General features: G+C 74.5%; 27 protein-coding genes. 13 read left to right on the top strand and 14 right to left on the bottom strand.

The annotated features are described in order from the left end of the window. Window positions 1-34 precede the first annotated feature (34 nt). From LN037_RS00725 to LN037_RS00700, 6 genes are all read left to right on the top strand, one after another. A complete protein-coding gene (locus LN037_RS00725) occupies window positions 35-466 on the top strand; it encodes an HIT family protein (protein WP_230748873.1) in 432 nt (143 codons plus the stop codon). 31 nt (window positions 467-497) lie between these two features. Beyond that, complete coding sequence (locus LN037_RS00720; protein WP_230748871.1) at window positions 498-1112, top strand: histidine phosphatase family protein; 615 nt, start codon at window positions 498-500, stop codon at window positions 1110-1112. Further along, entirely contained in the window at window positions 1109-1738 is a 630-nt protein-coding gene (locus tag LN037_RS00715) for a TMEM175 family protein (RefSeq protein WP_230748869.1), read from the top strand. The genes LN037_RS00720 and LN037_RS00715 overlap by 4 nt, the downstream gene beginning before the upstream one ends. 87 nt (window positions 1739-1825) lie before the next feature. Further along, window positions 1826-2662 carry a class I SAM-dependent methyltransferase gene (locus LN037_RS00710; RefSeq protein WP_230748867.1) on the top strand — a complete coding sequence of 279 codons (837 nt, stop codon included), beginning with the start codon at window positions 1826-1828 and terminating at the stop codon, window positions 2660-2662. Then, window positions 2644-3618 carry a phytanoyl-CoA dioxygenase family protein gene (locus LN037_RS00705; protein ID WP_230748865.1) on the top strand — a complete coding sequence of 325 codons (975 nt, stop codon included), beginning with the start codon at window positions 2644-2646 and terminating at the stop codon, window positions 3616-3618. Before LN037_RS00710 ends, LN037_RS00705 begins: the two co-directional genes overlap by 19 nt. Before the next feature lie 73 nt (window positions 3619-3691). Continuing rightward, window positions 3692-4000 carry an EthD family reductase gene (locus tag LN037_RS00700; protein WP_230748863.1) on the top strand — a complete coding sequence of 103 codons (309 nt, stop codon included), beginning with the start codon at window positions 3692-3694 and terminating at the stop codon, window positions 3998-4000. Here LN037_RS00700 and LN037_RS00695 read toward each other — a convergent pair. The 5 genes from LN037_RS00695 to LN037_RS00675 form a co-directional block, all read right to left on the bottom strand. Continuing rightward, complete coding sequence (locus LN037_RS00695; RefSeq protein WP_230748862.1) at window positions 3987-5144, bottom strand: tetratricopeptide repeat protein; 1158 nt, start codon at window positions 5142-5144, stop codon at window positions 3987-3989. The two genes, LN037_RS00700 and LN037_RS00695, sit on opposite strands and share 14 nt — an antisense overlap. Continuing rightward, on the bottom strand, window positions 5141-6367 hold the full coding sequence (locus tag LN037_RS00690; RefSeq protein ID WP_230748860.1) for an ATP-binding protein: 1227 nt from the start codon (window positions 6365-6367) through the stop codon (window positions 5141-5143). Before LN037_RS00690 ends, LN037_RS00695 begins: the two co-directional genes overlap by 4 nt. A gap of 300 nt (window positions 6368-6667) precedes the next feature. Beyond that, window positions 6668-8230, bottom strand: coding sequence for a Na+/H+ antiporter (locus LN037_RS00685; RefSeq protein ID WP_230748859.1), 1563 nt, complete (start codon window positions 8228-8230; stop codon window positions 6668-6670). Further along, window positions 8227-8859 (bottom strand): class I SAM-dependent methyltransferase, encoded by a 633-nt coding sequence (locus tag LN037_RS00680; RefSeq protein ID WP_230748857.1) that lies wholly within the window; start codon window positions 8857-8859, stop codon window positions 8227-8229. Before LN037_RS00680 ends, LN037_RS00685 begins: the two co-directional genes overlap by 4 nt. A gap of 38 nt (window positions 8860-8897) precedes the next feature. After that, window positions 8898-9350 (bottom strand): hypothetical protein, encoded by a 453-nt coding sequence (locus tag LN037_RS00675; protein WP_230748855.1) that lies wholly within the window; start codon window positions 9348-9350, stop codon window positions 8898-8900. A 179-nt stretch (window positions 9351-9529) separates the two neighbouring features. On the opposite strand from LN037_RS00675, the gene LN037_RS00670 reads away from it, so the two are divergent. Together LN037_RS00670 and LN037_RS00665 are read left to right on the top strand one after the other, a co-directional pair. Then, window positions 9530-10681, top strand: a complete 1152-nt coding sequence (locus LN037_RS00670) for a sensor histidine kinase (protein ID WP_230748853.1) — start codon at window positions 9530-9532, stop codon at window positions 10679-10681. Next, window positions 10678-11343, top strand: coding sequence for a response regulator (locus tag LN037_RS00665; RefSeq protein WP_230748851.1), 666 nt, complete (start codon window positions 10678-10680; stop codon window positions 11341-11343). Before LN037_RS00670 ends, LN037_RS00665 begins: the two co-directional genes overlap by 4 nt. On the opposite strand, the gene LN037_RS00660 is transcribed toward LN037_RS00665, so the two are convergent. The 3 genes from LN037_RS00660 to LN037_RS00650 form a co-directional block, all read right to left on the bottom strand. Beyond that, complete coding sequence (locus tag LN037_RS00660; RefSeq protein WP_230748849.1) at window positions 11301-11861, bottom strand: GNAT family N-acetyltransferase; 561 nt, start codon at window positions 11859-11861, stop codon at window positions 11301-11303. The two genes, LN037_RS00665 and LN037_RS00660, sit on opposite strands and share 43 nt — an antisense overlap. A gap of 185 nt (window positions 11862-12046) precedes the next feature. Further along, the gene (locus LN037_RS00655; protein WP_230749487.1) at window positions 12047-12667 is read right to left on the bottom strand and encodes a maleylpyruvate isomerase family mycothiol-dependent enzyme; all 621 of its coding nucleotides are present in this window, start codon (window positions 12665-12667) and stop codon (window positions 12047-12049) included. Window positions 12668-12781: 114 nt separating this feature from the next. Beyond that, window positions 12782-13774: a hypothetical protein gene (locus tag LN037_RS00650; RefSeq protein ID WP_230748847.1), complete on the bottom strand. Its 993-nt coding sequence runs from the start codon at window positions 13772-13774 to the stop codon at window positions 12782-12784. Between the two features lie 128 nt (window positions 13775-13902). Here LN037_RS00650 and LN037_RS00645 point away from each other — a divergent pair, with 128 nt between their 5' ends. Both LN037_RS00645 and LN037_RS00640 read left to right on the top strand, forming a co-directional pair. Further along, window positions 13903-14922, top strand: a complete 1020-nt coding sequence (locus tag LN037_RS00645; RefSeq protein WP_308286091.1) for a cation diffusion facilitator family transporter — start codon at window positions 13903-13905, stop codon at window positions 14920-14922. A gap of 75 nt (window positions 14923-14997) precedes the next feature. After that, window positions 14998-15492, top strand: coding sequence for a methylated-DNA--[protein]-cysteine S-methyltransferase (locus LN037_RS00640; protein WP_305058201.1), 495 nt, complete (start codon window positions 14998-15000; stop codon window positions 15490-15492). Between the two features lie 136 nt (window positions 15493-15628). Here LN037_RS00640 and LN037_RS00635 read toward each other — a convergent pair whose 3' ends face one another. Then, window positions 15629-17440 (bottom strand): hypothetical protein, encoded by a 1812-nt coding sequence (locus tag LN037_RS00635; RefSeq protein WP_230748843.1) that lies wholly within the window; start codon window positions 17438-17440, stop codon window positions 15629-15631. A gap of 61 nt (window positions 17441-17501) precedes the next feature. Here LN037_RS00635 and LN037_RS00630 point away from each other — a divergent pair, with 61 nt between their 5' ends. Next, window positions 17502-18209 carry a (2Fe-2S)-binding protein gene (locus LN037_RS00630; RefSeq protein ID WP_230748841.1) on the top strand — a complete coding sequence of 236 codons (708 nt, stop codon included), beginning with the start codon at window positions 17502-17504 and terminating at the stop codon, window positions 18207-18209. A gap of 1 nt (window position 18210) precedes the next feature. Here the strand turns inward: LN037_RS00630 and LN037_RS00625 are convergent, their stop codons facing one another. Continuing rightward, the gene (locus tag LN037_RS00625) at window positions 18211-18924 is read right to left on the bottom strand and encodes a M50 family metallopeptidase (RefSeq protein WP_230748840.1); all 714 of its coding nucleotides are present in this window, start codon (window positions 18922-18924) and stop codon (window positions 18211-18213) included. 46 nt (window positions 18925-18970) lie between these two features. Between LN037_RS00625 and LN037_RS00620 the strand changes: the two genes are divergently transcribed. Together LN037_RS00620 and LN037_RS00615 are read left to right on the top strand one after the other, a co-directional pair. After that, on the top strand, window positions 18971-20437 hold the full coding sequence (locus LN037_RS00620; RefSeq protein WP_255692798.1) for an MFS transporter: 1467 nt from the start codon (window positions 18971-18973) through the stop codon (window positions 20435-20437). A gap of 133 nt (window positions 20438-20570) precedes the next feature. Further along, window positions 20571-22028 (top strand): glucose-6-phosphate dehydrogenase, encoded by a 1458-nt coding sequence (locus LN037_RS00615; protein WP_230748835.1) that lies wholly within the window; start codon window positions 20571-20573, stop codon window positions 22026-22028. Here LN037_RS00615 and LN037_RS00610 read toward each other — a convergent pair. The 4 genes from LN037_RS00610 to LN037_RS00595 all read right to left on the bottom strand — a co-directional run bounded on the left by LN037_RS00610 (window position 22014) and on the right by LN037_RS00595 (window position 24946). Then, complete coding sequence (locus LN037_RS00610) at window positions 22014-22313, bottom strand: hypothetical protein (RefSeq protein ID WP_230748833.1); 300 nt, start codon at window positions 22311-22313, stop codon at window positions 22014-22016. The two genes, LN037_RS00615 and LN037_RS00610, sit on opposite strands and share 15 nt — an antisense overlap. A 167-nt stretch (window positions 22314-22480) precedes the next feature. After that, window positions 22481-23065 carry a TetR/AcrR family transcriptional regulator gene (locus LN037_RS00605; RefSeq protein ID WP_230748832.1) on the bottom strand — a complete coding sequence of 195 codons (585 nt, stop codon included), beginning with the start codon at window positions 23063-23065 and terminating at the stop codon, window positions 22481-22483. Continuing rightward, a complete protein-coding gene (locus tag LN037_RS00600; protein ID WP_230748830.1) occupies window positions 23062-24063 on the bottom strand; it encodes an aminotransferase class V-fold PLP-dependent enzyme in 1002 nt (333 codons plus the stop codon). Before LN037_RS00600 ends, LN037_RS00605 begins: the two co-directional genes overlap by 4 nt. A 10-nt stretch (window positions 24064-24073) precedes the next feature. Next, complete coding sequence (locus LN037_RS00595; protein WP_230748828.1) at window positions 24074-24946, bottom strand: class I SAM-dependent methyltransferase; 873 nt, start codon at window positions 24944-24946, stop codon at window positions 24074-24076. Between the last annotated feature and the right edge of the window lie 56 nt (window positions 24947-25002).

Raw genomic sequence — 25002 nt, 5'->3', positions numbered from 1 at the left:
CCACCGACACCCTCGGGTCGTTAGGCTCCGCCGCGTGGCGACCGTCTTCACCAAGATCATCAACGGCGAGATCCCCGGGCGTTTCGTGTGGTCCGACGAGCAGGTCGTCGGGTTCCTCTCGATCAACCCGCTGGGGCCCGGCCACACCCTCGTGGTGCCCCGCGAGGAGATTGACCAGTGGATCGACGCGCCAACCGGGCTCTTCGAGCACGCCATGGCGACCGCGCGCACGATCGGGACGGTGATCCGCGACGTCTTCGAGCCCCCGCGTGTGGCGCTCATGATCGCGGGCTTCGAGGTCCCCCACCTGCACGTCCACGTCCACCCGGCGTGGGGGCTGGAGGCCTTCGACTTCACGCAGGCCGCGTCCGACCCCGACCCGGCGGCGATGGACGACCAGGCCGAGCGCATCCGGGCCGGGCTGCGCGCCGCGGGCCACGGCGACCACGTCCCCGCGGCCTCCTGACGAGGCGAGCGAAGCGACGGGAGAACCGATCATGCAGCTCGTCCTCGTCCGCCACGCCGAGCCGGTGGCCGCGGAGGCCACCCCCGACGGTCGCCCCGCCGACCCCGAGCTGTCCTCCCGCGGGCGCGTGCAGGCCAGCGCGCTGGGCTGGTGGGCGGCGAACAACACCGGCGAGAAGGTGACCGAGATCGTCGTCTCGGGCATGCGCCGCGCGCAGGAGACCGCCGAGCCGGCGGCGAACGCCCTCGGCCTCACCCCCGTCGTCGACGAGGACCTGGCGGAGTTCGACGCCGGGCGCTCGTCGTACACCCCGGTCCACCAGCGGCTCGGGTCGGACGATCCCGACTGGCAGCGCATCCAGGAGGGGTTCCTGCCCGAGTTCGTCGACGTGGGCGCCTTCACGGCCCGCGTGCGCGGGGCCTTCGACCGGATCGTCGCCCGGCACGCCGACGCCGGCCGGGAGACCGTGCTCGTCGTCTGCCACGCGGGGACGATCAACCTGTTCCTCGCGCTCGAACTGGGCCTGGGGCGGCCGCTGACGTTCCCGCTGGACCACGCGAGCCTGAGCCGGGTGCTCGTCTCGCGCTCGGGTCGTCGCAAGGTGCGGTCGGTGAACGAGACCGGGCACGTCGCGGACCTGCTGTGAGCGCGGTGGACGAGCCGGACCCGGCGGCACTGCCGGGTCAGGAGCGGATGGTCGCCTTCGTCGACGCGTCGGTGGCCATCGCGCTCACGCTGCTCGTCCTCCAGCTCAGCGAACTCGTGCCCGCCGACGACCGCCCGGCGGTCCCGCCGGCGCGGCTCGTCGTCGAGAACCTCCCGGTGTTCGGCAGCTTCCTGCTGAGCTTCGCCGTCATCGGGCGGCTCTGGCTGGTCCACCACCGGCTGTTCGGGTTCGGCGCGCGGCTCACCCCGCTGCTGGTGCTGCTCAACCTCGGGTGGGTGCTGACGGTGGTCCTCCTGCCGTTCACCACGCAGCTGACCTCGACCTACGGTCCGGACCCCTTCGTCCTGCGCACCTACATCGGGGTGCTGACGCTCGCCACCGGCCTGCTCACGGCGATGGCCGTGCTGATGCGCCGCACGGCGCTCGCCCACGACGACCCGCGCCGGCCGCCGGAGGCGTTCGTCGTCGGGTCGGCGGCGGCCACGGTCGACATCGTGCTCGCCCTGGTGCTCGTCGTCGTGGTCCCGGCCGTGGGCTACTACGCCCTGCTCACGCTGTTCCTGGACCCGCTCACGACGCGGGTGGTCGCGCGCCTGCGCCGCTGAGCCGGTCCCGTGCTCGCCCTGCCGAACCGCGGGGGACGTGGTTCTGTTCGGAGGCAGCCATCACGGCACCTACGGAGGCGCGGACACATGCCGCAGCAGGGCACCACGGAGGAACGCAGCCTCGCGCACTGGGCCGAGGAGGGCCGGGCGGGCATGGAGGCGTTCTACGCGCTCGCCACCGAGGACTACCGGCAGATGGTCGCGGCGCGGGACTGGGCGGCCGACCTGCGCGGCCATGCCCGCGACACCACGACCACCGTGCTCGACGTCGCGTGCGGCAGCGGGAAGTTCCCGGCCGAGCTGCAGCGTCGCGGGCTCGCCACCGCGGTCGGCGACCTCCGCGTCGAGATCGACCTGCTCGACCCGTCGTCGTTCTCGCTCGCCGAGGCCCGGTCGGTGCTGGCGGCCCCGTTCGCCGTGCGCGCGGAGCACGAGGTCCGCATCCAGGACCTGCCCGCGGAGGTCGGGGACTTCGACGTCGCCTGGGCCACGCACGCCCTCTACGCCGTCCCGCCGACCGAGATCGGCGCGGGGATCGCCCGGATGGTCGCCGCGCAGCGCCCGGGCGGCTTCGGCGCGATCGTGCACGCCGCCCCGGCCTCGCACTACCTGCGCTTCGCCGACGCGTACCGCGGGACGTTCGCGCCGGACGCGGTGCCCTTCACCTCGTCCGAGCAGGTCCGGGAGGCCCTCGTCGCCGCCGGGGTCGAGCCCGCCGTCGCGACCATCCGCTACGACGTCGGCCACCCCGACCGCCGGGTGGTCGAGGGCTTCCTGCAGCGCTGCGTGTTCGACGACTCGATCCCGCTCGAGCGGATGGAGACCGAGGGCGCGGTGGGGGAGTACCTCGCCGGCCGACAGGGCGACGACGGCTACCGGTTCACCCAGGTCGTCGACGTGATCACATGGGAGAGACCGACATGAACCCGCACCTCAGCGAAGCCACCGCGGCCGGTGCCCCCGACGACGTCGCCCCCGCCTGGGACGGTGACAACGAGCAGTGGTGGGACTGGTACATGTCCCTCGCGGACAACGGGACGCCGCCGGCGCTGGTCGAGCTCCCCGCGTCCGACCCGGGCCCGCTGCCCGACGACGACACGGTGATCGCCGAGCTCGCCGAGCCCTACGAGCTGCCCCTCGGCGCGGCGGGCGCCTTCGCCGCGGACGGTTTCGTGGTGCTGCCGCGGGTGGTGTCCCCGGGTGCCGCCGAGGTGCTGCGCCGTCGCCTGACCGAGCTGCTCGCGACGACGACCGGGTCCGCGCTGCGTGCCCGCGAGATGATGTGGCTCGAGGACCCGCTGGTCCGCGCGGCCGTGCTCTCGCCGCGCATCGCCGGGATCTGCGCCGCACTCCTCGGGCACGACACGCTGCGGCTCTACCACGACAGCGCGCTCTGCAAGGAGCCCGGCGCGGGCCGTACCCCGTGGCACTACGACGCCCACCACTTCCCGCTGGACTCCCACGACGTCATCTCCACGTGGATGCCGCTGCAGCCGGTCCCTGCCGCGATGGGCCCGCTCTCGTTCGCGCGCGGCATGGACACCTGGCGGCTGGTCGCCGACGTGCCGTTCGACAAGGTCGGGACCTCCTACGACCTCCGGGTCTCCGAGGCGCTGCGGGGCGCGGGGGTGGTCGTCCACGACGAGCCGTTCGCCCTCGGGGACGTCAGCTTCCACTCGACGTTGTGCTTCCACACCGCCGGCGCGAACCACACGACGACCCCGCGGATGGTCCTCGGGGCGACCTACTACGCCGACGGCGCGCGGGTGATCGACCACCCGACGATGGTCAGCGGTGACTGGCAGCTGTTCGTCCCGGACACCGCGCCGGGGCAGCCGGCGGCGAGTGCCCGCAACCCGATCGTCACGGGTTCCGCCTGACCCCTTTCCCGACGGCGGGTCGGGCTGGTTGTGTTGCAGCGCACACGGAATTCCGCGCAGGGAGGGTCCACCGATGTACCGCCTGACCGCCAGCTACCACCACCCCGCCGACATGGACGCGTTCGTCGCGCACTACCGCGACGTCCACGCCCCGCTGGCCAACGACCTGCCGGACCTCCGGTCGTTCACCTGGGGGGTGTGCGAGACGCCGGACGGCTCGAAGCCGCCGCACGCGTTGATCGCGGTCCTCGACTGGGACTCCAAGGAGGCGGCGCAGGCGTCGCTGGGGTCCGAGGCGGGGCAGAAGGCGGTCGCGGACCTGGACAACTTCGCCCAGGCCGGCATGGACATGGAGTTCCAGGAGGTCGTCAAGAGCGCGTGACGTCGGGTCGTGGCGGCCGCTCCGGGGGCCGCCACAGCTCGGCCCGCTCGGTGCGCCGGTCCTGCCCGTAGCGCGCGGTGCGGGCCCGGCTGACCAGCACCGCGACGACCCGCACCACCAGCCCGAGCAGCAGCAACGGCAGGACGTGCACGCCGTTCGGCACCGGCAGGACGACCAGCACCGCACTCAGCACCGAGGTCACCGCCGACGAGACCATGAGCGGCGCGACGACCGGGTCCCGGCGCCACGCCCGCGAGGCCGCCGGCCGCAGCGAGGCCGGCACCGCCCGCCGCAGCCAGGCGGCGACCAGCCCGACGACGGCGAGCACCGCCACGACCGCCACCGCGTGCCCGGGCGCACCCGCGCCCGCCGAGGCGCCCGCACCCGACGTCGGGAGCCGCGGTGCCAACGCCACCCCGGCGACGGCCGCCGCGAGGAACAGCACCGTGAGGACCAGGCCCGCGCGGCGCACCAGGCCGAGCATCGCGAGCGGGACGTTGAACGCCGTGGGCTCGAGCGTGGGGTCGACCGCCAGGGCGTCGGCGAACGAGCGCAGGGCCCGCCGCGAGCGCCCGAGGGTCAGGTCGACGAGCCCGAGGGCGTTGAGGTTCGCCGGGTCGTCGGGCTTGAGTCGTACCGCCTGCTGCAGGTGCGGCAGGGCCGCCCGGGCGCCCGAGCGGCCGTGGGTGGAGGCGAGCACCTGGCCCAGGGCGTAGTGGGCGTGGTCGTTCTCCGGAGCGAGGGAGACCGCGTGCTCGCCGTGCGCGCGGGCGCGGTGGTAGTCGGCGCGGCCCTCCCCGCCGAGCATCTGCGCGAGCAGGACGTGCGCGAGGACGTGCTGCGGGTCGTGGCGCAGCAGTTCCTCGGCGGTCGCGACGGCCTTCGGGAAGCGGCGGGCGTGGTAGAGCGTGTTGAGCCGCGTGTAGAGGTGGGCGGTCGGCGGCAGGCCGAGTTCGGCCGCGCGGTCGAGCGCCGCCAGCGACTCGTCGTGGTTCCCGGTCCGCTGCTCGAGCAGGGCGAGCACGTGGAAGGCCGCCGCGTCGTCCGGGTCCTCGGCGAGCGCCCGCGCGATCTCGGGGCGCGCGAGGTCGTACTGGCGGGCGTCGACCAGCAGCCCCGCCCGCCGCCGGGCCTCGCCGCTCACAGCAGCTTGCGGCGCTTCATGTAGGCGGCGAGGTCGTCGTACGTGCCGTCGCCGTTGGCGTACAGGGCCACCTGGCGGGCGGTGGTGAACCACGGCCCGGTCGACGGTCGCATCTCGGCGGCCGCCGCGAGCAGGTCGTCCTGGTTGATCATCCGCGCCGTGCCGGTGCTGACGGAGTCGAGCAGGGCGTGCTCGGTCGCGGCCTCGCAGAGGTGGGCCAGGTCGGCGCCGGAGAACCCCTCCGTGCGGGCGACCAGGGGCTTGAGCTTCACGTTCTCCACCGGCCGGTCGCGCAGGTGGTACTCCAGGATGGCGCGGCGGGCGTGGTCGTCGGGCGGGACCACGAGGACCGTGCGGTCGAACCGGCCCGGCCGTCGCAGCGCCGGGTCGACGTCCCACGGCATGTTGCTCGCGGCCAGGACGAACACGCCCTCGTTGTCGGCCGACACCCCGTCGAGCTCGGCGAGCATCTGCGTGATCACCTGCCGCAGCACCCCGCCGACCACGGCCGAACGTTTCTGCGCGATGCCGTCGAGCTCGTCGAAGAACAGCACGCAGGGGGCCGCGGCGCGGGCGGCGAGGAAGACGTCGTGCATGTTGCGCTCGGAGGTGCCGGCCCACTGGTCGAGCACGTCGTGGATGCCGACTGCGAGGAAACCCGCGCCCAGCTCGCCCGCGAGCGCCCGGGCGAAGAACGTCTTGCCGCACCCCGGTGGCCCGTAGAGCAGCAGCCCGCCGCGCAGGCTCTTGCCGTAGAGCGCCCGCAGCTTCTCGTTGCGCAGCGGCGCCAGGAACGCGGCCTCGAGGCGCTTCTTCACCGCGTCCATGCCGCCGACGTCGGCGAGGCGCAGGTCCGGGCGCTCCACCGCGAAGCGGGTGCTTCCCGACGGCGGGTGGGCCGGGACCGGCTCAGGGTCCTCGGCCTCCGGTGCGAACCGGGGCCCGACGACGTCGCTGACCTCGGCCTCGGCCGCCGCCCAGTCGAAGGCCGGCGTCCCGACGGCGGGTGCGGGCGCCTCGGGAGCCAGGGCACGCGCCATGAGCCCGGTGGCCGCGGTGTTGCCGGGCTCCCGCCCGAGCACCGCCGCGACGTGGGTGATCGCCTCCTGCTGCTCGCCCGCGTCGAGCAGCAGCCCGGCGAGGTGCAGCCGCAGGGTCATGTCCTCGGGCGCCGCCGTGACGGCGGCGCGCAGGCTGTCGAGCAGGGGATCGGCGCCGCTCACGTCCGGCACCCTAGCGACCGCGCGCCCTCCCGGCGCCCGGGTCGCGCAGGGCGCGGGCGTCGACGCCGAGCGGGTTGCGCGGGGCGCACACAGTCCGGCGGGAGCGCGGCCCGATCCGGGTGAGTCCTGCGCGGGGCGCACACAGTGCGGCGGGAGCGCGGCCCGACCCGGGTGAATCCCGCGCGCGGCGCACACAGTGTGTGCGGGACGCGTCGGGTTCGGCCGGGTCGTCGGTCGGTGGACCGGGTGTTCCGTGAGGCCCGGAGCGACCGGAGCGGCAGGACCCGTCGTCGGGAAGGATCAGCGATCGAGCATGGCCTCCTCGTAGTCCAGCTCGCGGAGCAGTTCGCGCATGGCGGTCTCCTCGAGTCGGCCCATGTCGCGGAAGCGGACGAAGGTCTCGCGCTCGGCGTCGAGCATGGCGCGGCGCAGCCGGACGAAGGCGACCGAGGGCGACTCGCCGATCTCCTCGGCGGGACGTCCGAGCCGTTCCCAGGCGCCGTTCGAGCGCTGTTCGGCCCAGGACCGCAGCTGGTCGGTGACGTGGCCGGGCGTGCGGTCGCCGTCGACGCCGGTCAGCTCCTCGAGGCGGGCCAACGCGTGCTCGGCGGCCGCCTGCTTCGCCGCGGCCTCCTTGAGGGTGTCGGCCTGGGCGCCGGTGTCGTAGACGTTGAGCCGGCGGATGACCCACGGCAGGCTCAGGCCCTGCAGGAGCAGGGTGCCGACGGTGACGACGAACGCCAGGAACAGCACGATGTCCCGGCCCGGCATCCGCGGGTCGATGGTGAACGCCGCGGCCAGCGTCACCACGCCGCGCATCCCGGCCCAGGACAGCACCACGGGCACCCGGACGGGCATCGCGGGACCCCGCGCCCGGACCTTCGGCAGGAGGCGCGGCAGGTAGATCGTCGGGAACATCCAGACGAAGCGGGCGAGGATCGTCGCCGCGAGGACGGCCACCGACGCCCAGGCCACGACCCCGAACGAGATCCGCAGGTCCGCGACGACGACCGCGAGCTGCAGCCCGATCAGGGCGAACACGAGGGCCTCGAGCAGGCGGTCGAGGGCCTTCCAGACGGCCTGGTCCTGGATGCGGGTCGCGAAGCCGCCCTCGTTCGACTTGTGCCCGAGGTAGAGCCCGGCGATCACGACGGCGAGCACCCCGGAGGCGTGCAGGTCCTCGGCGAGCAGGTAGATCGCGAACGGGACGACGAGTCCGACCGCGCTCTCCAGCGACGAGTCGCCCAGCCGCAGGCGCACGCGGTGGATCACCCAGCCCGCGACGGCCCCGATGACGATCCCGCCCGCGGCGGCCAGGACGAACTCGCCGATGCCCTCCCACAGCGAGGCGCCGGTGCCGAGCGCGACGGCGAGCAGCACCCGGAACAGGGTCAGCGCGGTCGCGTCGTTGAGCAGGCTCTCGCCCTCGAGGACGGTCATCATGCGGCGGTTGAGCCCGAGTCGGCGCCCGATCGAGGCGGCGGCGACCGCGTCCGGGGGCGCCACCACGGCCCCGAGGACGAGCGCGCTCGCGAGCGGGAGGCCCGGGACGACCCACCACGCGACGAGACCGACGACCGCCGTCGTGAAGATGACGAGCCCGAAGGCGAGCTGGCCGATCCGGTTGAGGTTCTCCCGGATGCGCAGTGCGGAGGACTCCAGCGCGGCCGAGTAGAGCAGCGGCGGGAGGACGAGGAAGAGGACGAGGTCGGGGTCGAGGGGCACGTTGGGGATGCCCGGGACGAATGAGAGGACGAGGCCGACCAGCACCAGGAGCAGCGGCGACGAGACGCGGAAACGGTCGGCGAGGGCGGTGACGGCCAGCGAGACGACGAGGACGATCAGCAGGGCGAGGCCGTTCACGGGGTGGTGCTCCCTCGGCGGTGGACGCTCACCGCGTAGCCGCCGCCGGTGTACGGCTCGGTGCCGTCCCAGTCCGCGGTGCGTATGAGCAGCTGCAGGCCGGCGCCGACGGCGGCCGTGTCGTAGGCGTGCAGGTCGGGGAACGGCACGTCGTCGGGCAGGGTGAACGGGACGTGCTCGTCGTCGAGCCCGAACCCCAGCACGAGCAGGCCGCCCGGCCGCAGGTGCGACGCCAGGCGGGCGATCACGCGGGCGTGCGTCCCCGGCGTGAGCAGCGGCCAGAGGTTGCCGGCGCCGACGACGAGGTCGAAGCGCCGGCCGAGGTCGAGGGTCGTGAGGTCGCGCAGGTGCCATGCCAGGTGCGGGGCCGCGGCGCGGGCCTCGTCGAGCATCGAGGCGTCGAGGTCGACGCCCTCCACGCGGTGGCCGAGCTCGGCGAGGTGGATCGCGACCCGCCCCGTCCCGCACCCGGCGTCGAGCACGTCGCCGGGGCATGCGCCGAGCAGCTCGTGGACCCGCCGGGCCTCGCCGTGCAGGTCGGCGCCCTCCGCCGCCATCGTCGCGAATCGTTCCGCGTAGCCGGGTCCGGCGGTGCCTCCGGTGACGGCGAGCCAGGGGTTCTCGGGCACCGGCGCATGTTAGTGCGCGGGCGGGGGGAGCGACGGCGTCACCAGTCCTGGACGAATACGAAGGCCCCCAGCCAGAGCACGAGCGCGAGGACCCCGAGGGCGAGGCCGGCGCGGGCGAGCCTCCCGCGGCCTGCTCCCTGCTCGGCGCGGGTGGTCGCGAGTCGACCGAGCAGCACGGCCCCGATGCCGAGGACCAGGGGGACGCCGGTCCAGAAGACGACGCAGCCGAGGCTGCCGAGGGCCCCGATGACGACGGCGCCCGTGGCCGACCGGTTCCCGGCGTCGGGCTCGCGGGCCAGGAGGAGGACGACGGCCCACGCCGCGACGGCGACCGCGGTCATGACGGCGATCCCGACGAGATCGCCCCCGTCGACCCGGTGTTCCGGTCCGATCAGGAGTCCGACGACGTCGGCGGTCCACATGAGGAGGAGGGCGCCGGCTCCGAGGGCGAGCCGGGCGGGCAGTGCAGGAGTGGTCGTCGCGGTGGTCATGGCAGCTCCTTCGGCCGGTGGGCTGGACGCATCGACGCTAGGAATCGCGGACCGGTGTCGACGTCCCCCGACGGGCACGGGCCGGGCGGCCTACGGGGTGGTGCCGTCCACCCCGGGATGTGGGCGGGTACCACCTCGGATGGATGACGGGCGTTCCCGCGTCCGGCTAGCGTCCGCTCATGACCGAGCGCTGGGACCGGGTGCCGGCCCCGGTCGTCGACGGGCTGCTCGCCCTCGTCCTCACCGTGGCCACGCAGGTCGAGCTCTCATTCGCCGAGACCCTCGAGGGACCCGAGTGGGCCCAGCGGTTCACCTTCCTGGTCGCGACGTTCGCGGTGGGCCTACGACGGATCACCCCGCTCGGGGCCGCGCTCGCGTGTGCCGCGGCCATGGCCGTTCAGACGCCCCTCGGCGCCGCATCGGCCGTCGGGGGCTTCCTCGCGCTGATGATCGTCACGCACTCGGTGGCCCTGCGTTGCGAGCCCGTGGCGGCATGGGTCGGGCTGGTCGGGGTGCTGATCGGCGTGCACGTCTACGACGTCCTGTTCTGGGAGGAATCCAGCGTCGGCGATCTCCTCGGGAACGCCGCGATCTTCCTCGGGATCTGGGGCCTCGGCCGAGGAGCTCGCCGGTGGCGCCGGCACGCGGAACAGCTCCGGGTGGAGGCCGCCGTGGCGGTTCGCGACCAGGAGGAACACGCGCGCGAAGCGGTCCGGAGGGAGCAGGCGCGGATCGCGCGGGAGCTCCACGACGTCGTCGCCCACGGCATCAGCGTCATGACGCTCCAGGCCGGCGCGGCCCGACAGGTCCTGAGCGACGATCAGCCCGCCGTGACGGCGGCCCTCCTGGCCGTCGAGGACAACGGGCGCCGTTCCCTCGACGACATGCACCGACTGCTCGGACTGCTCCGCCCGTCGGACGGATCGGACGGCGGGCCGCAGGGGACCGGTGTCGCGGAGCTCGTCGAGCGCACCCGCGCGGGCGGCCTCCCCGTCACGATCGTGACCCTCGGCCGCGACGACGACATCCCGGCCAGCCTCGCGCTCACCGTGCACCGCATCGTGCAGGAGGCGTTGACCAACGCACTGCGGCACGGGCCGCGGGAGGACGTGGTGGTCCGACTGCACTACGCACCGGACGAGGTGTCGGTCGAGGTCGACGATCGCGGGCACGGAGGCGGAGGCGGGACCGACACGCGCGGCTCCGGACTCGGTTTGATCGGCATGCGCGAGCGGGTGGCGGTGTTCGACGGCGAGCTCGTCGCCGGTCCGCGGGAGGGCGGGGGATGGGTGGTGCGTGCGCGCCTGCCCCGCATCGGTGTCCCGGTGTGATCGACGTGGTGGTCGCGGACGACGAGGCCCTCGTCCGCGGCGGAATCCGGATGATCCTCGAGGCGCAGGGCGATCTCGTCGTCGTGGGCGAGGCGGCCGACGGTGCGGAGGCCGTCCGGCTCGTCGTCGATCTCCGGCCGGCGGTGGTGCTCATGGACGTCCGCATGCCGCGCCTCGACGGCCTCGAGGCCACGCGCCGGATCGTCCGGTCGTCGGCGGGCACGCGGGCGCTGATGCTCACCACCTTCGACCAGGACGCCCATGTCTACGACGCGCTGCGCGCCGGTGCCGGTGGCTTCCTGCTCAAGAGCTCTCCGCCGGAGCACCTGGTGCACGCCGTGCGCGTCGTCGCGGCTGGGGAGTCGCTCCTGGACCCGTCGATCACTCGACGGCTGGTCGAACGTTTCGTCTCGCGACCGTCTCCCGCTACCGCCGACAGGGACGTGCTCACGCGGATCAGTGACCGCGAGTCCGAAGTCCTGCGGCTCGTGGCGCGCGGCCTCTCGAACTCGGAGATCGCGCGGACCCTCTTCCTCAGCGAGGGCACGGTGAAGACCCACGTGAACCGACTGCTCCGCAAGCTCGACCTGCGTGACCGGGTGCAGGCGGTCGTGCTCGCCTACGAGTCGGGCCTCGTGGAGCCCGGGGAGGTCGAACGCTGACCGGTAACCCGGTCGAGGCGGTAGACGCGGTGCTCGGGCGGGTCGACGGGGTTGTCGGGCGCCGCGAGCGCCTCACCGACGAACCGGAACCCGGCCTTCTCCAGCGCCCGCCACGATGCGGGGTTCCCGGCGACGACGGGCACGAGGAGCAGGCCGCAGTCCGGATGCGCGGCGAAGGTGTCGGCGGCGAGCGCGCGGATCAGCTCCGTCCCGAGGCCGTGCCCGACGTCGACCGGGTCGCCGACGAGGTAGTCGATCGTCATCGCGTCGGTCGGGACGTCGATCTGGTCCGCGAACTCCTCGACCTCGTCCGGATAGGCGTGCCAGAACGAGCGCTGGCACAGGCCGACCGGTCGGCCGTCGAGTTCGGCGATCAGGTCCTCCGCCGGTTCCTCGCCGCGCAGGGTCGGGCCGAAGTCCCGGTCGACCGCCGCCGGGCTCGGGTCGTGCACCCACCACCGCGCCACGTGCGGCTCGGCCAACCAGCGCCCGATCAGCGGGAAGTCGTCCGCCGTCACGGGGCGGAAGGTGACGGCCACACCACCAGCCAACCGTTCCCGACGACGGGTCGCGACGGATTTCGCGGACGGGGAACCGTGGGACGTGGCCCGCGTCCGAGGACGAGCTGGTGCTCGAGCTGAGCCGGCGACTGTGCGACCGGACCGCAGCTCCGACTCCGGGCCGACGCTCTCGTCCCGACCGGTCACCCGAGGCGTGGGGCGAGGAGCGGGACCCCGTCGCCCTCGAGGTCGTCGGCGACACGACGTCCCGCGATCGCCATCACGAGGGCCTCGGCCGTCCCCCGCACCGTGCCGCGCCGACGGGTGAGGGGACCGGACGACCAGGCGATGTCCGTGGCCTCGAGCCGGAGATCGTGGACGCGCAGGACGCCACGGATCGGCGGGGCGAACAACGCCAGGGTCAGCGCCGGACGGAGCCGCTCCTCGGGGATCGACCTCGGCAGACCGAGCGGGCGCCGGACGTCCTGCTGGTGGATGAGCCCGTCGACCAGTCCGATGCGCCCGCCCATGGCCGCGGTCAGACCCCGCGGGGTCAGGTGGGCACGGAGGAGGGCGACGAGTTCGTCCGGCGTGCGCCGCCCGTACTCGTCCACGCCGAGCGCGTTGGCGCCGTCCGGGTTGCCACCCGCGCGGACGAGTCGACGGCCGACCTCGGACCAGGAGAGCTCGTCGTAGCTGATCGCGTGGGCGACGACCTCGCGCACCGTCCAGCCCGCGCAGAGGCTCGGTGCCTCCCACTGCTCCGGCGAGAGGCCCTCGAGCAGGTCGGCGAACTCGGCGCGCTCGTCCCGGGCGAGGTCCATGACGCTCACGGGCGGCACCCTACGGTCCGCCTCGGTCCACGAGGGGCACACCGGACGGGCTCCGACGTCGTCGTCGGACCTGCGCGGTGCGCCCCTCGCGACGCGGGAGGCCGGTCAGCCGCAGACGCAGTGGTCGTCGCCGTTCCCCTGGCCACCGCCGTTGTTGCCGTGGCCGCCGCCGTTGTTGCCGTGGCCGCCGCCGTTGTTGCCGTGGCCGCCGCCGTTGTTGCCGTGGCCGCCGCCGTTGTTGCCGTGGTTCCCGCCGTTGCCGTTGTTCCCGCCGTTGCCGTTGCCGTTGTCGGGCCCGGTGGTCGGCGGGGTGGTGGGCGTGGTCGGGTCGACAGGGGTGGTGGGCTTCGTCAGCTCGAAGTCATAGGTCGTGGTCGGCGTCGTGACGAGGTCGACCGCCGACTCGAGGCCCGGGTTCCCGCTGCCTTGATTGATCGTGACGGCCTGCACCACCAGATTCGGTGCTGCCGCCACGTAGTCGGCGAGCGGCTTGGCGCCGTCGTTCGAACAGAACGTCTGGGACGCGTCGATGACGTTCTCGATCGGCTTGGTCGAGCACCATCTGCCGGCGCCTGCCAGGTAGCGGTTCCACTGGTTCGGCGCGGTGCTGGCGCCGGGGTTGTAGATCGGCTCGTAGAAGAGGGTGGCGAAGCCACCGGCCCCTGTCGGGTCGACGGCGAGCTGGAGGCTCGGGAACTGGTCGGGGTTGTCGGCGGCGCCCTGATAGGCGGAGTACGCCCCGGCCGCGATCCAGTTCTCCAGATCGGCGTCGGCACCCGAGACGAGCTCGTAGTAGGCCACCTTGTCGGAGCCGGTGGGCGTGGACAGACGCAGCGATGCCGTTCCGCCTCCGGCGGGGGCGCCGTACTCGTCCGACACCTCGGCCTTCCCGCCGCCGCGGATGTCACCGGGCTCGAACGGGTCGAGGTCCGGCAGCACGTAGGTCGTGTTCGCCGGCGTCGCGATCGGGAGCAGGTCGAGCGGCGCGGCGCTCCCGGTCCCGAGCAGGGCGGCGGAGGTCCCGCCGATCACCAGAGCCCCGGTTGCCGCGAGTGCGGCCACCGTCCGTCGTCCCAGTCGGATCCTGTGCTTACCCATCGGTGCGTCCTTCCCCCGGTGTTCTGACGCGACCGCGGATGCAGTCACACCGACGGTAACGAAACGATCACGAAAGGGTGATGCAGCGGATCGCAGGAGGGCGGGTCGTGACGCACCACAACCACCACATGCGCATGCATGCATGTATCGTTCGGGTCATGGGGCAGGGTCACGGGCACGGACATGGTCACGGCCATGGGCACGGGGCGGGTGCCGACGGGCGTCGGCTCACGGTCGCCCTGGTGATCACCGCACTCGTGCTCGTGTCGGGCGCCGTGGGGGCCTGGGTCACCGGGTCGCTGTCGCTGCTCGCCGACCTCGGCCACCAGGTGACCGACGTGGCAGCGCTCGTCACGGCCGTCGTGGCCGCCCGACTCGCGCAGCGTCCGCCGAGTGCCCGCCGCACGTTCGGGCTGGGGCGCAGCGAGGTGCTCGGCGCCGCGGTGAACGCCCTGGCCCTGCTCGCCGTCACGGTGTGGGTCGCGGTCGAGGCGGTGGAGCGCCTGTTCGCCGACTCCCCGCCCGAGGTGCCGGGACTGGCGTTGCTCGTGTTCGGTGCGGTCGGCCTCGTCGGGAACCTCGTCTCGCTCGCCGTGCTCTCCGGTGGGAGCGGCTCGCTCAACGTCCGCGGTGCGGCGCTGCACGTCCTCGGCGACGCGCTCGGGTCGGTGGCGGTGATGGTGGCCGCGGGCGTGCTCCTGCTGACCGGCTGGCCCTACGCCGACGTCGTGGCCTCCCTGGTGATCGTCGCGATCCTCGTCCCGCGCACCGTCGCCCTGCTCTCGACGACCGCGCACGTCCTGCTCGAGGGTGCCCCGCCCGGGGTCGACGTCGAGGAGGTCCGCGCGGCCCTCCTCGCGGTCCCGGGCGTGCTCGAGGTCCACGACCTGCACGTCTGGGTCATCTCCGACCGCACCCCGGCTGCGTCGGCCCACCTCGTCGTCGACGACGGGACGACCCCGCACTGCGAGGGTTCGGGTCCCTCCAGCGTGCTGGACCGGGCCGCCACGGCGCTGCGCGACCGCTTCGGCCTGGACCACTCGACGCTGCAGATCGAGACGCCCGAGCACGCCGACCACGAGGAGCACTGCGCTTCGCCGACGTCCCGAGGAGCGGTGGACAGCCCCGTGACCCCCGGGCACGGCTGACCTGTCGCACCGGCCGGGCGTGTGCGCCCAGGGGTGGCCGTGGCGACCCCCTCCGCCCGCCGGGACGATGTCCTCATGGCCGTGACGTACTCGATCATGGACAGCCCGCTCGGCCCGCTGACCCTGCGGGCTGACGACGGCGTGCTATCCGGGCTGTACATGACCGACCACCGACACGGTCCGTCCGTCAGCGCGTTGGGGGAGCGGGTGGACGACGCCGTGCCCGCCGCCCGCGAGGAACTCGGCGCCTACTTCGACGGGCAGTTGCGGGAGTTCACCGTCGACGTGGTGCTGCGCGGGACCGAGTTCCAGTCCCGCGTGTGGTCGGCGCTGCGCACGATCCCGTTCGGCGAGACCCGGACCTACGGGGAGCTCGCGGAGGCGATCGGTGCGCCCACGGCGGTGCGGGCGGTCGGCCTCGCGAACGGGAAGAACCCGGTCAGCATCGTCGTGCCGTGCCATCGCGTGATCGGGGCGAACGGGTCGTTGACCGGGTACGGCGGCGGGATGGAGCGCAAGCGCGCGCTGCTCGACCTCGAGGGTCTCGGCTCGCCGACCCTGTTCGGCTGACTGCTCGCGCGCCCGGCGGGGCGGCTGCCGGCACTCACGTGCGGCGGGGAGCGGGGGCTCGGCCCGGCCGTCGCGACGGTGCCCGTCGGACGGCCGTGCCACCCGGACGCCGAGCGCGTCGCGGGGTGCGCGCGGATCAGTTGTCGCGGTTCTCCGAGCCGAAGCCGTCGGCGGCCCCGTCGGTCACCGGCTCGAACCAGCCCGCCACGGGCGCACGCGACGACCGGCTCTGCGGCGTCCGCGCCTCCCGCGCCTCCCGCGCCTCTCGTGCCTCCTGCGGCTGTGCCGGCGTGCCGCCGACGGCCTCGTCCGCGACCTCCGGGATCGGCGCCGACGGGGTGAACAGGTCGGATCCACTCGTCGACGGCGCCGGACGCGGCGAGCGCATGGTGCCCGCCAGGCCGGGGTGGCTCGCCGGGGTGCTGCCCGACGGCGGGTCGGTGGGCTCCTCGCGGTCGGGCGTGGCTGTCTCCGGGCGCGGGCCGGCGGAGGCGGGAGTGCCGGAGCCGCCCGACGCGGCGGTGGGCGCGGGCTGCGGGCGCGGCGTCGGACGCGCGGGCGGCGCGAAGGACGACGACGTGTCCGCCGACTGCGGGCCCGGGGCGGGCGAGCTCGCGGCCGGGGCGACCGCGGGCTGCGGACCCGACGGCGAGGCCGGCGACTGCGGGCCCGACGACGGGGCGGGCGACTGCGGGCCCGACGACGGCGCGACCTCGGGCTGCGGGCCGGACGGCGCGACCGCAGGCTGTGGCCCCGACGACGGGGCGGCCGACGGCTCGGCGGACGACCCGGAGGCGGCCGGGAACGGCGCCGAGGGCTGCGGGCGCGGCGAGGGCCGGGACGGTGCGGGCGCCGCCGCCGGTCCGGTCTGCGCCGGGCCCGACGTCGAGGTCCGCGTCGGCCCGTCGGCCGACGACGTGTCCGCCTCGGTGTCGGCCGTGGTCGGGGTGCCACCGACCGCCGCCTCGTCGACGTCGACCTCGGCGGCCGCAGTCACACCGTCGGCTGCGCGCCCGGCGTCGGGCACGGGCGTGAGGTCGGTGTCGCCCTCGTCGGGGACCGGGTCGGCCGCGGTCGGCGTGCCACCGACGGCGGCCTCGTCGACCCCGGCGGGCCCGGGATCGGACGGGACCAGGGGCGAAGGGGTCGGCTGCGCGACCTGGGCGGGACCGGACGGAGCGGCGGGGTCGTCGGGCTCGGCCCCGGTGGGCGTCCCGCCGACGGCGGCCTCGTCGACCCCGGCGGGCCCGGGGTCGGCCTGGTCGACGGTGCCGGATTCCCCGTCACCGGGTGCCGGCAGTGACGCATTGCTCGCACCGGAGGTGCGGCCCACGATCGGCACCGCCTCGGTCGGCAGGTCCGCGCCGTGCTCCGGCGCCGCCGGCCCGGACGGGATCGGGCCCGACGTCGCCGCGGCCGCCCCGAGACCGGCCGCGCCCACGACACCGGCCCCCGCGGCGAGCCCCGCCGTCTGCGGGGACAGCCGGACCCCGGCCTGGGCGACCACCTGCTGGCCGTGCTCGTCGAGCAGGGCGTGCCGCCCGGTGGGCGCGTCGTCGGCGAACGGCTCGGGCGTGAAGCCCGGGGGAGGGGTGGGCACCGCGGTGGTCGGCGCGTCGGCGTTCGTGGCGGAGGGCAGCCGGCGGAAGAGCGCGGTGAGGATGAGGACCCAGGACACGACGGTGAGGGCCGCGACCACGAGGGCGATCACCGTGGCCACCGTGAGGGCCGTCGACGGGTCCCCGCCGCCCTGCACGATCGAGGACGGGATGACGTTGACCAGCGCGCCGGCCACGATCGCCACGAGCTGGAGCCCGAGCCCCCAGATGGCCGGCGTCGACACGTCGGGCTGCACCCGACGCCGCTGGATCGCCAGGACGAGCCCCACGACGACGGCGACGCCCGCCGGCAGGAAGGCGAACGCGAAGCGCAGACCGGACTCGAGCATGCGCCGAATCTAACGAACACCACCGACACCCATCACGACGTGGTTCCGGGAGCATGGCCACATGGCACCGACCCCGACGGCCGCCGACGCCCTCGCCGACGTCGACACCCTCGGCGGGTTCTTCGTCCTCGTCACCGGCCCGGTCGAGGGGGCCGACCCGTCCTGGCGGCCGCTGCCGGAGTTCGCCGGCGAGGTTCTCGACACCCGCATCGACGCCGTCGCCGAGCAGCTCGGCGCCTCCCGGCGGGTCGCCGGCTCCCTGCTGGGCCTCTCGGTGTCCGCCCGGATCACCGGGCTCGTGCTCGGCGCCGCCGCCCTGCACGGCGTCGTCCCCCGCCTGCACGACCGCCTGCACTGGCGTCCCTGGGCCGGTGGTCCGGCCCCGCTGTGGCTCGACGCGCCCGAGGCCGTCGACCGGCAGGACGACCTCGCCGTCAGCGCGACCGCCGAGATCGCGCGCACCCTGCGGCCCGTCCTCACGGCGATCGGGGCCCAGGCGTCGGTGTCCGACCAGGTGTTGTGGGGGAACGTCGCGTCCTCGGTGGGTGGCGCTCTCCGGATGATCCTCACCGACCGCCCCGCGGCCGGCGCCCGGGCGACCGAGGTGGCCCGGGCCGTCGTCGGGAATCCGCCGTTGGCCGACCTGGGGGAGTTCCGGCCCGAGCCCGGGCACCCGACCGGGATCGGGTTCGCCCGCCGGACGTGCTGCCTCTTCTACCAGGTGCCCGGCGGCGGGACCTGCGCCGACTGCGTGCTCGCGGACCGGTAGCTCACGGCAGGGGCGGCCAGGCGAGCAGCAGGTTCGCCGCGAGGATCAACGAGATCACGCCGATGAGCGCGAACATCGCGACGACCGCCCCGGCGGGGATGCCGGTGAGGTGCTCGACCTGGTCGGGGTCGGACGTCGGGGCGCCCCGTCGCTGCAGCCGTGAGCGCTTCTGCGCCATCTCGACGACCGTCCGCAGCCCGCCGACGATGAGGAACCACGTCACGAAGCAGGCGAACGCGTACTGCCAGGTGACCGACCCGTAGGCGATCACCAGCGCGACGACGGCCCCGGTCAGCACCACCGACACCACGCCGAACAGGTTCCGGATCAGCACGAGCGTGCCGAGCAGGACCATGATCGCCAGGCCCAGCATCGTCGGGACCGCCCCGCCCGCGACCAGCGCCGCCGCGCCCAGGCCCAGCAGGGGTGGGGTCGGATAGCCGGCGAAGGCGGTGAACGCCATCCCGGGCCCGGTCGGGCGCCCCTTCGACAGCGTCACGCCCGACGTGTCCGAGTGCAGCCGGATCCGGGTCATGGTGCGCCCGGTCGCGATCGCCACCAGGGCGTGCCCGCCCTCGTGCGCGATCGTCACCACGTTGCGGGCGATCCGCCACGTGCTGTCGAAGGCGATGACGAGCAGGGCGACCAGGCCGGCGCAGACGACGAGGGCCACCTGGGTCTGGTCGGCGGTGAGGTCACCGAGTGGTTCGAGCACAGTGCCGCTGACCGTAGCGTGGGCCCCTGTGACGACCGAGTTGCGGATGCGCACCCCGGCGGGGCGCTGGGTGCTGGCGACGACGGTGCTCGGGTCGGGCCTCGCGATGCTCGACTCGACGGTCGTCAACGTCGCGCTCGAGCGCATCGGGTCGGACTTCGACGCCGAGTTCGCCGACCTCCAGTGGACGATCAACGCCTACACGCTGACCCTGGCCGGGTTCATCCTGCTCGGCGGCTCGCTGGGCGACCGGTTCGGCCGTCGTCGGATCTTCCTCGTGGGGGTCGTCTGGTTCGCCGTCGCGTCCGCGCTCTGCGGGCTCGCGCCCTCGGTGGAGGTGCTCATCGCGGCCCGCGCCCTGCAGGGTGTCGGCGGCGCCCTCCTGACGCCGGGGTCGCTCGCCCTGATCTCCGCGTCCTTCCGCGGGGAGGACCGCGCGGCCGCGATCGGCGCCTGGTCCGGCCTCGCCGGGGTCGCGGGCGCCGTCGGCCCGTTCGTCGGTGGCTGGCTCGTGGAGTGGAACTGGCGGGCGGTCTTCCTCGTGAACCTGCCGGTGGCCGCCGTCGTGGTGGCGGCGGCGGTGCGGCACGTGCCGGAGTCGAAGGACCCCTCCGCCGTGGCGCACCTCGACCTCCCCGGCACGGTTCTCGCCCTGCTCGGGCTCGGCGCGGTCACCTGGGCGCTGACCGAGGCCGGGGCCGTCGGCGCTTCCCCCGCCGTCGTGACGACGGGTGTCGCAGGAGTGGTCGCGCTCGTCGCCTTCGTCGTGATGGAGCGCCGCTCGCGCTCGCCGCTGGTGCCGCCGGACCTGTTCGCCAACCCGCGGTTCAGCGCCCTCAACGTCGTGACGCTGCTGATGTACGCCGCGCTCGGCGTGCTGTTCGTGCTGCTGGTGCTGCAGCTGCAGGTGGTCGCCGGGTTCTCGCCGCTCGGTGCGGGGCTCTCGACGCTGCCGATCACCCTCGTGATGCTGCTGCTCTCCGCCCGCGCCGGACGGCTCGCGACCCGGATCGGCCCGCGCGTGCCCATGACGGTCGGCCTGGTCGTCGCCGCCGGCGGGATGCTGCTGCTCCTGCGCGTCGGGCCCGGGGCGTCGTACTGGACCGAGGTGCTGCCCGCGGTCCTGATCTTCGCGCTGGGCCTCGCGGCGACCGTCGCGCCCCTGACCGCGACCGTGCTCGACGCCGCCGACGACCGCCACGCGGGCGTCGCCTCCGGGGTGAACAACGCCGTCGCCCGCGCCGCGAACCTGCTCGCCGTCGCCGTGATCCCGGCCGCGGCGGGCATCGCCGGGGCGGACTACACCGACCCGGTGGCCTTCTCGGCGGGCTACCACCGGGCCGTCGTCATCGCGGCCTGCCTGCTGCTGGGTGCCGCGCTGCTCACGGCCCTGCTGCTGCGGCCGTCGGCGCGCTTCCGGGTGCACGAGTGCTCGCACTGCGGGGTGTCCGAACCGGCCCCGGACGCGCGTCCGGTCCGTCCCGACGACGGGTCGGGCACCCCGGCGCGCTAGGCAACTGATCATGCCGGGCGCGACGGCGGGCGACGTCGCGCCCGGCACGATCACCGGCCCGGCCGCGCGACACGTGGGGGGCCGTGCGCCCGGCGACGTGTCAACCGCGCGTCGGCGGGGGAAGCAGGATCACGTGACCGATCCCGGAGACACCCCGCCCACCGTGTTCGTCCTGTTCGGCGCGAGCGGTGACCTCGCGGCGCGGCTCGTGCTGCCGGCGTTCTTCCGGCTCGCCCAGGAGAAGCTCCTGCCCCCGTCGTGGCAGCTGATCGGCAGCGGTCGGCGGAAGCTCTCCGACGACGACTTCCGCGCCCACGTCCGGGAGAAGCTCGACGAGTTCGGCCCGAAGCCCGACGACGGGCCCTGGGAGGACTTCGCCGCCCGCCTGCACTTCGCGAGCGACGGGTTCTCGGTCGACGACCCGGGCCAGCTGGTCGACCGGGTGGCCCGGGCCGAGCAGGAACTGGGCGGGGGCGACCCCTCCACGGTCCAGCGGGTCCACTACCTCGGCGTCCCGCCCACCGCGTTCGGGCCGACCACCGACGCCCTCGGGGCGCACGGGCTCGCGGAGCGCTCGCGCGTGGTCTACGAGAAGCCGTTCGGCACCTCGCTGGAGAGCTTCCGCGAGCTCGACGAGGCCGTGCACCGGGTCTACGACGAGGCGTACGTCTACCGGATCGACCACTTCCTCGGGAAGGAGGCGACCCAGCAGCTGCGCGCGCTGCGCTTCGCCAACGGTCTGTTCGGCACGAGCTGGGACCGCCACCACGTGGCCGCCGTGCAGATCGACGTGCCGGAGACCCTCGACGTCGCCGACCGCGCCGAGTTCTACGACGCCACCGGGGCCGTGCTCGACATGCTCGTCACGCACCTGTTCCAGGTCGCGGCCGAGATCGCGATGGAGCCGCCGACGAGCCTCGCGTCCGACGACATCGCGCAGGCCCGCGCGGACGCCGTCAAGGCCTTCCGCCCGCTGACCGCCGACGACGTGGTCCGCGGCCAGTTCGACGGCTACCTCGACATCGACGACGTGGCCGACGACTCGGACACCGAGACCTTCGTGGCCGCGCGCATGTTCGTCGACACCGACCGCTGGCGCGACGTCCCGTTCCTCATGCGCACCGGCAAGATGATGGCCGAGAGCCACCAGAAGGTGTCGCTCGTGATGCGCGACCCGCAGGGCGGCCCGTACTGCCCGGCCGGCGAGGACGGGAACCCGGCGTGCGCCGACATCCCGCCCCGCGGCAACGTCATCCGCTTCGACCTCTCCGGCGACGGCGAGCTGGCGCTGTCGATGAACATCGAGCTGCCCGGCAGCCAGTCGGAGCTGACCACGCAGTGGACGACGATCCCGCTGCACGACGTGCGCGGCGGCGACCCGCTGCCGCCCTACGTGCGCCTGATCCACGACATCCTGCTGGGCGACCGGACGCTGTTCACCCGCCCCGACGGGCTCGAGGAGGTCTGGGAGGCCGCGGGCGCCGCCCTCGACGGCTCCGCCCCACTGCACTCCTACGAGCCCGGCTCCTGGGGCCCGCGCGAGGCGCTGCACCTGGCGGAGCCGATCGGGTGGACGCTAGGCGACCAGTGACCGGGGACGTGGCCCGTCGTCGGGGTGGAGCCAGCTGGTGACCGGCAGGTCCCACCCCGGCACGGGCCACAGCGGGGAGTCCTCGGGGTGGTCGTCGTCGACGATCCGGTGGGCGAGCGCCGTCGCCTCGTGCCGCAACGGGGCCGACACGGCCCCGGGGTCCACCGCCACGCCCGTCAGCCCGTTGCAGACGACGTTGACCGCCGCGTCGGAGAGTTCGTCGTAACGCCCGACCCGGCGCCGGATCAGGACGATCGACCGGGCGTTGAGCAGCAGTTCGGTCACGGAGTGCCCGTGACGGGTTCGGGTGCGCACCTTGCACCTCCAGACGATCGGGGAGCACCCCCAGGGTGCCCGAGGTCCTGCCCGACGACGGGTGAGGCACGTCGCGCGACGGCGTCACCGCAGCGCACGACGCCGGGTGGGGTGTGGGCCGTGACGACACCCACCGATCAGCGCCGACGGGCCAGGTAGCCGCCGATCACCGCCGTGAGCTCGTCGAGCACCGTCTCGCGCGGGATGTCCGGCGCCTCGACGACCCAGCTCACGGTGACGTGTTCCACCGTGCGGACGAGCACCCACGCCACGGTGGCGGCCGGCAGGTCGCGGGACTCGGCGAGCAGCACGCCCGCGACCATCTGGTCGACGCGGGCCGCGAACTCCCGTCGGCGGGCCTCGAGGACTCCCGGGACGTGTGCGGCGACCGTGCGCAGGAGCGCGGCGTCCGTGCCGAGCGCGTCCAGCAGCGCCTCGAGGTTCGCCCGCACCGTGTCCTCGGCGCGCAGGCTCGCGAGGAACGCCGCGAGGATGCGGGACTCCATCTCCTGCGCCACGTCCGCGACGACGCGGTCGACGATCGCGTCCTTGTCCGGGAAGTACTGGTAGAGCGTGCCGGGGCCGACCCCGGCGGCCGCCGCGATCCGGTTCGTGCTCGCGCCCGCGTAGCCGCGCTCGGCCAGGACCCCGCGTGCCGCGACGAGGATGCGCTCCACGGTCGCGCGGGACCGCTCCTGCGTCGGCTCGCGGCGCCGTCTCACCGCAGGGCGTCCAGGACCAGGTCGACGTCGGTGTCGGTGTTGTACAGGTGGAACCCGACCCGGGTGGCGCCCGCGCGGGCGGCGCACCGCACCCCGGCGTCGAGCAGCCGCTGCGGGTCGCCGGGGATCGACACGATCGCCGACCCGGTCTCCGGCAGCCCCAGGCCCGCGCGCAGCCGCGCCGCGAGCCCGACCCCGTGGGCGTGGACGGCGGCGCGGTCGAGCCCGGCGAGCCAGGGGAGCGCGACGGCCGCACCCGCGAACGACGACCAGGCGGGCGAGACGTCCAGGCGGCGCGCCGTGCCCGCGAGCCGCAGCGGCAGGCCGTAGACCGCGCTCCACCGGTCCTCGCCCGCGTACCAGCCCGCCGCGCTCGGCGTCACGCGGTCGAGCGCCCGGTCCGAGAACGCGCCCCAGGCGCACCCGCGCGGGGAGAGCAACCACTTGTACCCGCCCGCGACGACGACGTCGGCCCACGACAGGTCGGTCGGCAGCCACCCGAGCGACTGCGTCGCGTCGAGGACGACGAAGGCGCCCGACGCGCGCAGGGCGTCGAGGTCGACCAGGGCCCCGTCGGCGGACTGGGCGACGCTCACCGCCACGACCTCGTACTCGGCCGCCCGCGCCCCGACCGCGGCGACCGGGGCCTCGGTGACGTCGTGCCCGCACGCGGCGAACGGGAAGCTCACGCTGGTGAACTCCCCGGCCGCCGTGAGCACGCGCGTCCCGGCCGGGAACGACGCCGCGACCGGCCCCAGCAGCCCGGAGACGACCGAACCGACGGCCACACCCGTCGTCGGGAAGCCGGTGAGGGACGCGAAGGCGGTGCGCGTGGCGTCGACCGGGTCGTCCATGGCGGGTGCGGAGATGCGCCCGGTCGCCCAGTCGTCGGTCCAGGCGCGGACCGCGTCGACGACGGGGCGCGGCGGGACGCCGACCGACGGCGTGTTCAGGTACCCGGGCCCGAGGTCGAACGGGGCGCCGAAGGCGGTGATCACGCCCGCGACGCTAGCCCGACGCCGGGCCGGGGGCGCCTGGCACCGGCCCGCGACTGGCAGGTCCCGGGGCCACGGCCTGCAGGGTGTAGCTGAGCGGGAGCCGCTCCGGGTGCTCGACGAGCCGGAACTCGCCGTCGTCGTCCCGGCGCATCCGCCCCGGCAGGGCCTCCCACGGGACGCTGCGGTGCTCCTCGAAGGCGGTGACGCGCAGTCCGCGGGCGAGCAGGGCGGTCATCAGCTCGCCGAGGCCGTGCGCCCACTCGTGCGTGGTGGTGGCCGTGAGAGTGCCCTCGGCCGCCACGTAGGTGGTGGCGTCGTCGAACACCAGCGGCTCGACCGTCTCGAACCACGGGTAGCCGACGACGAGCTGCCCCGGCACGGTCTCGTCGATCGCGCCGAGCGCCGGGTGCATCTCGCGCAGGAGGAGCCGGCCGCCGGGCGCGAGGACGGCGACGACCACGTCGGCCCAGCGCTCGATGCTCGGCAGCCAGTTCAGCGCTCCGATCCCGGTGTAGACGAGGTCGAAGGTCCGGCCGGACAGCGCCTCGGGGGCGGCGTACACGTCGCTGACCAGGTATTCGATCGGGACGCCGGCGCGCTCGGCCGTGCGCCGGGCGTGGTCGACGGACACGGGGGAGAGATCCACCCCGACCATCTCCGCCCCGAGCCGGGCGAGCGAGAGCGTGTCGGTGCCGATGTGGCACTGGAGGTGCACGCCGCGCAGACCCGTGAGGTCGCCGAGCCGCGGGCGGTCGAAGGCGACGACGTCGGAGATCGCCGTCGGGTCGGCGACGAGCCGGTCCACCGCGTAGTCGGGGCTGGTGACGTGCAGGGCCGCGCGCTGGTCCCAGTTGGCGCGGTTCAGGGCGAGATGGTCGTCCACGAGCGGTGACGATGTGGCTTTCCTGCCACTGGATGCAAGCAACGACGCTTCGCTGC

This window comes from Actinomycetospora soli (assembly GCF_021026295.1).
GTDB classification, from domain to species: Bacteria; Actinomycetota; Actinomycetes; order Mycobacteriales; family Pseudonocardiaceae; genus Actinomycetospora; species Actinomycetospora soli.
The sequence above is the reverse complement of the archived record's forward strand: the minus strand, read 5'-3'. Positions and strand labels throughout refer to the sequence as shown.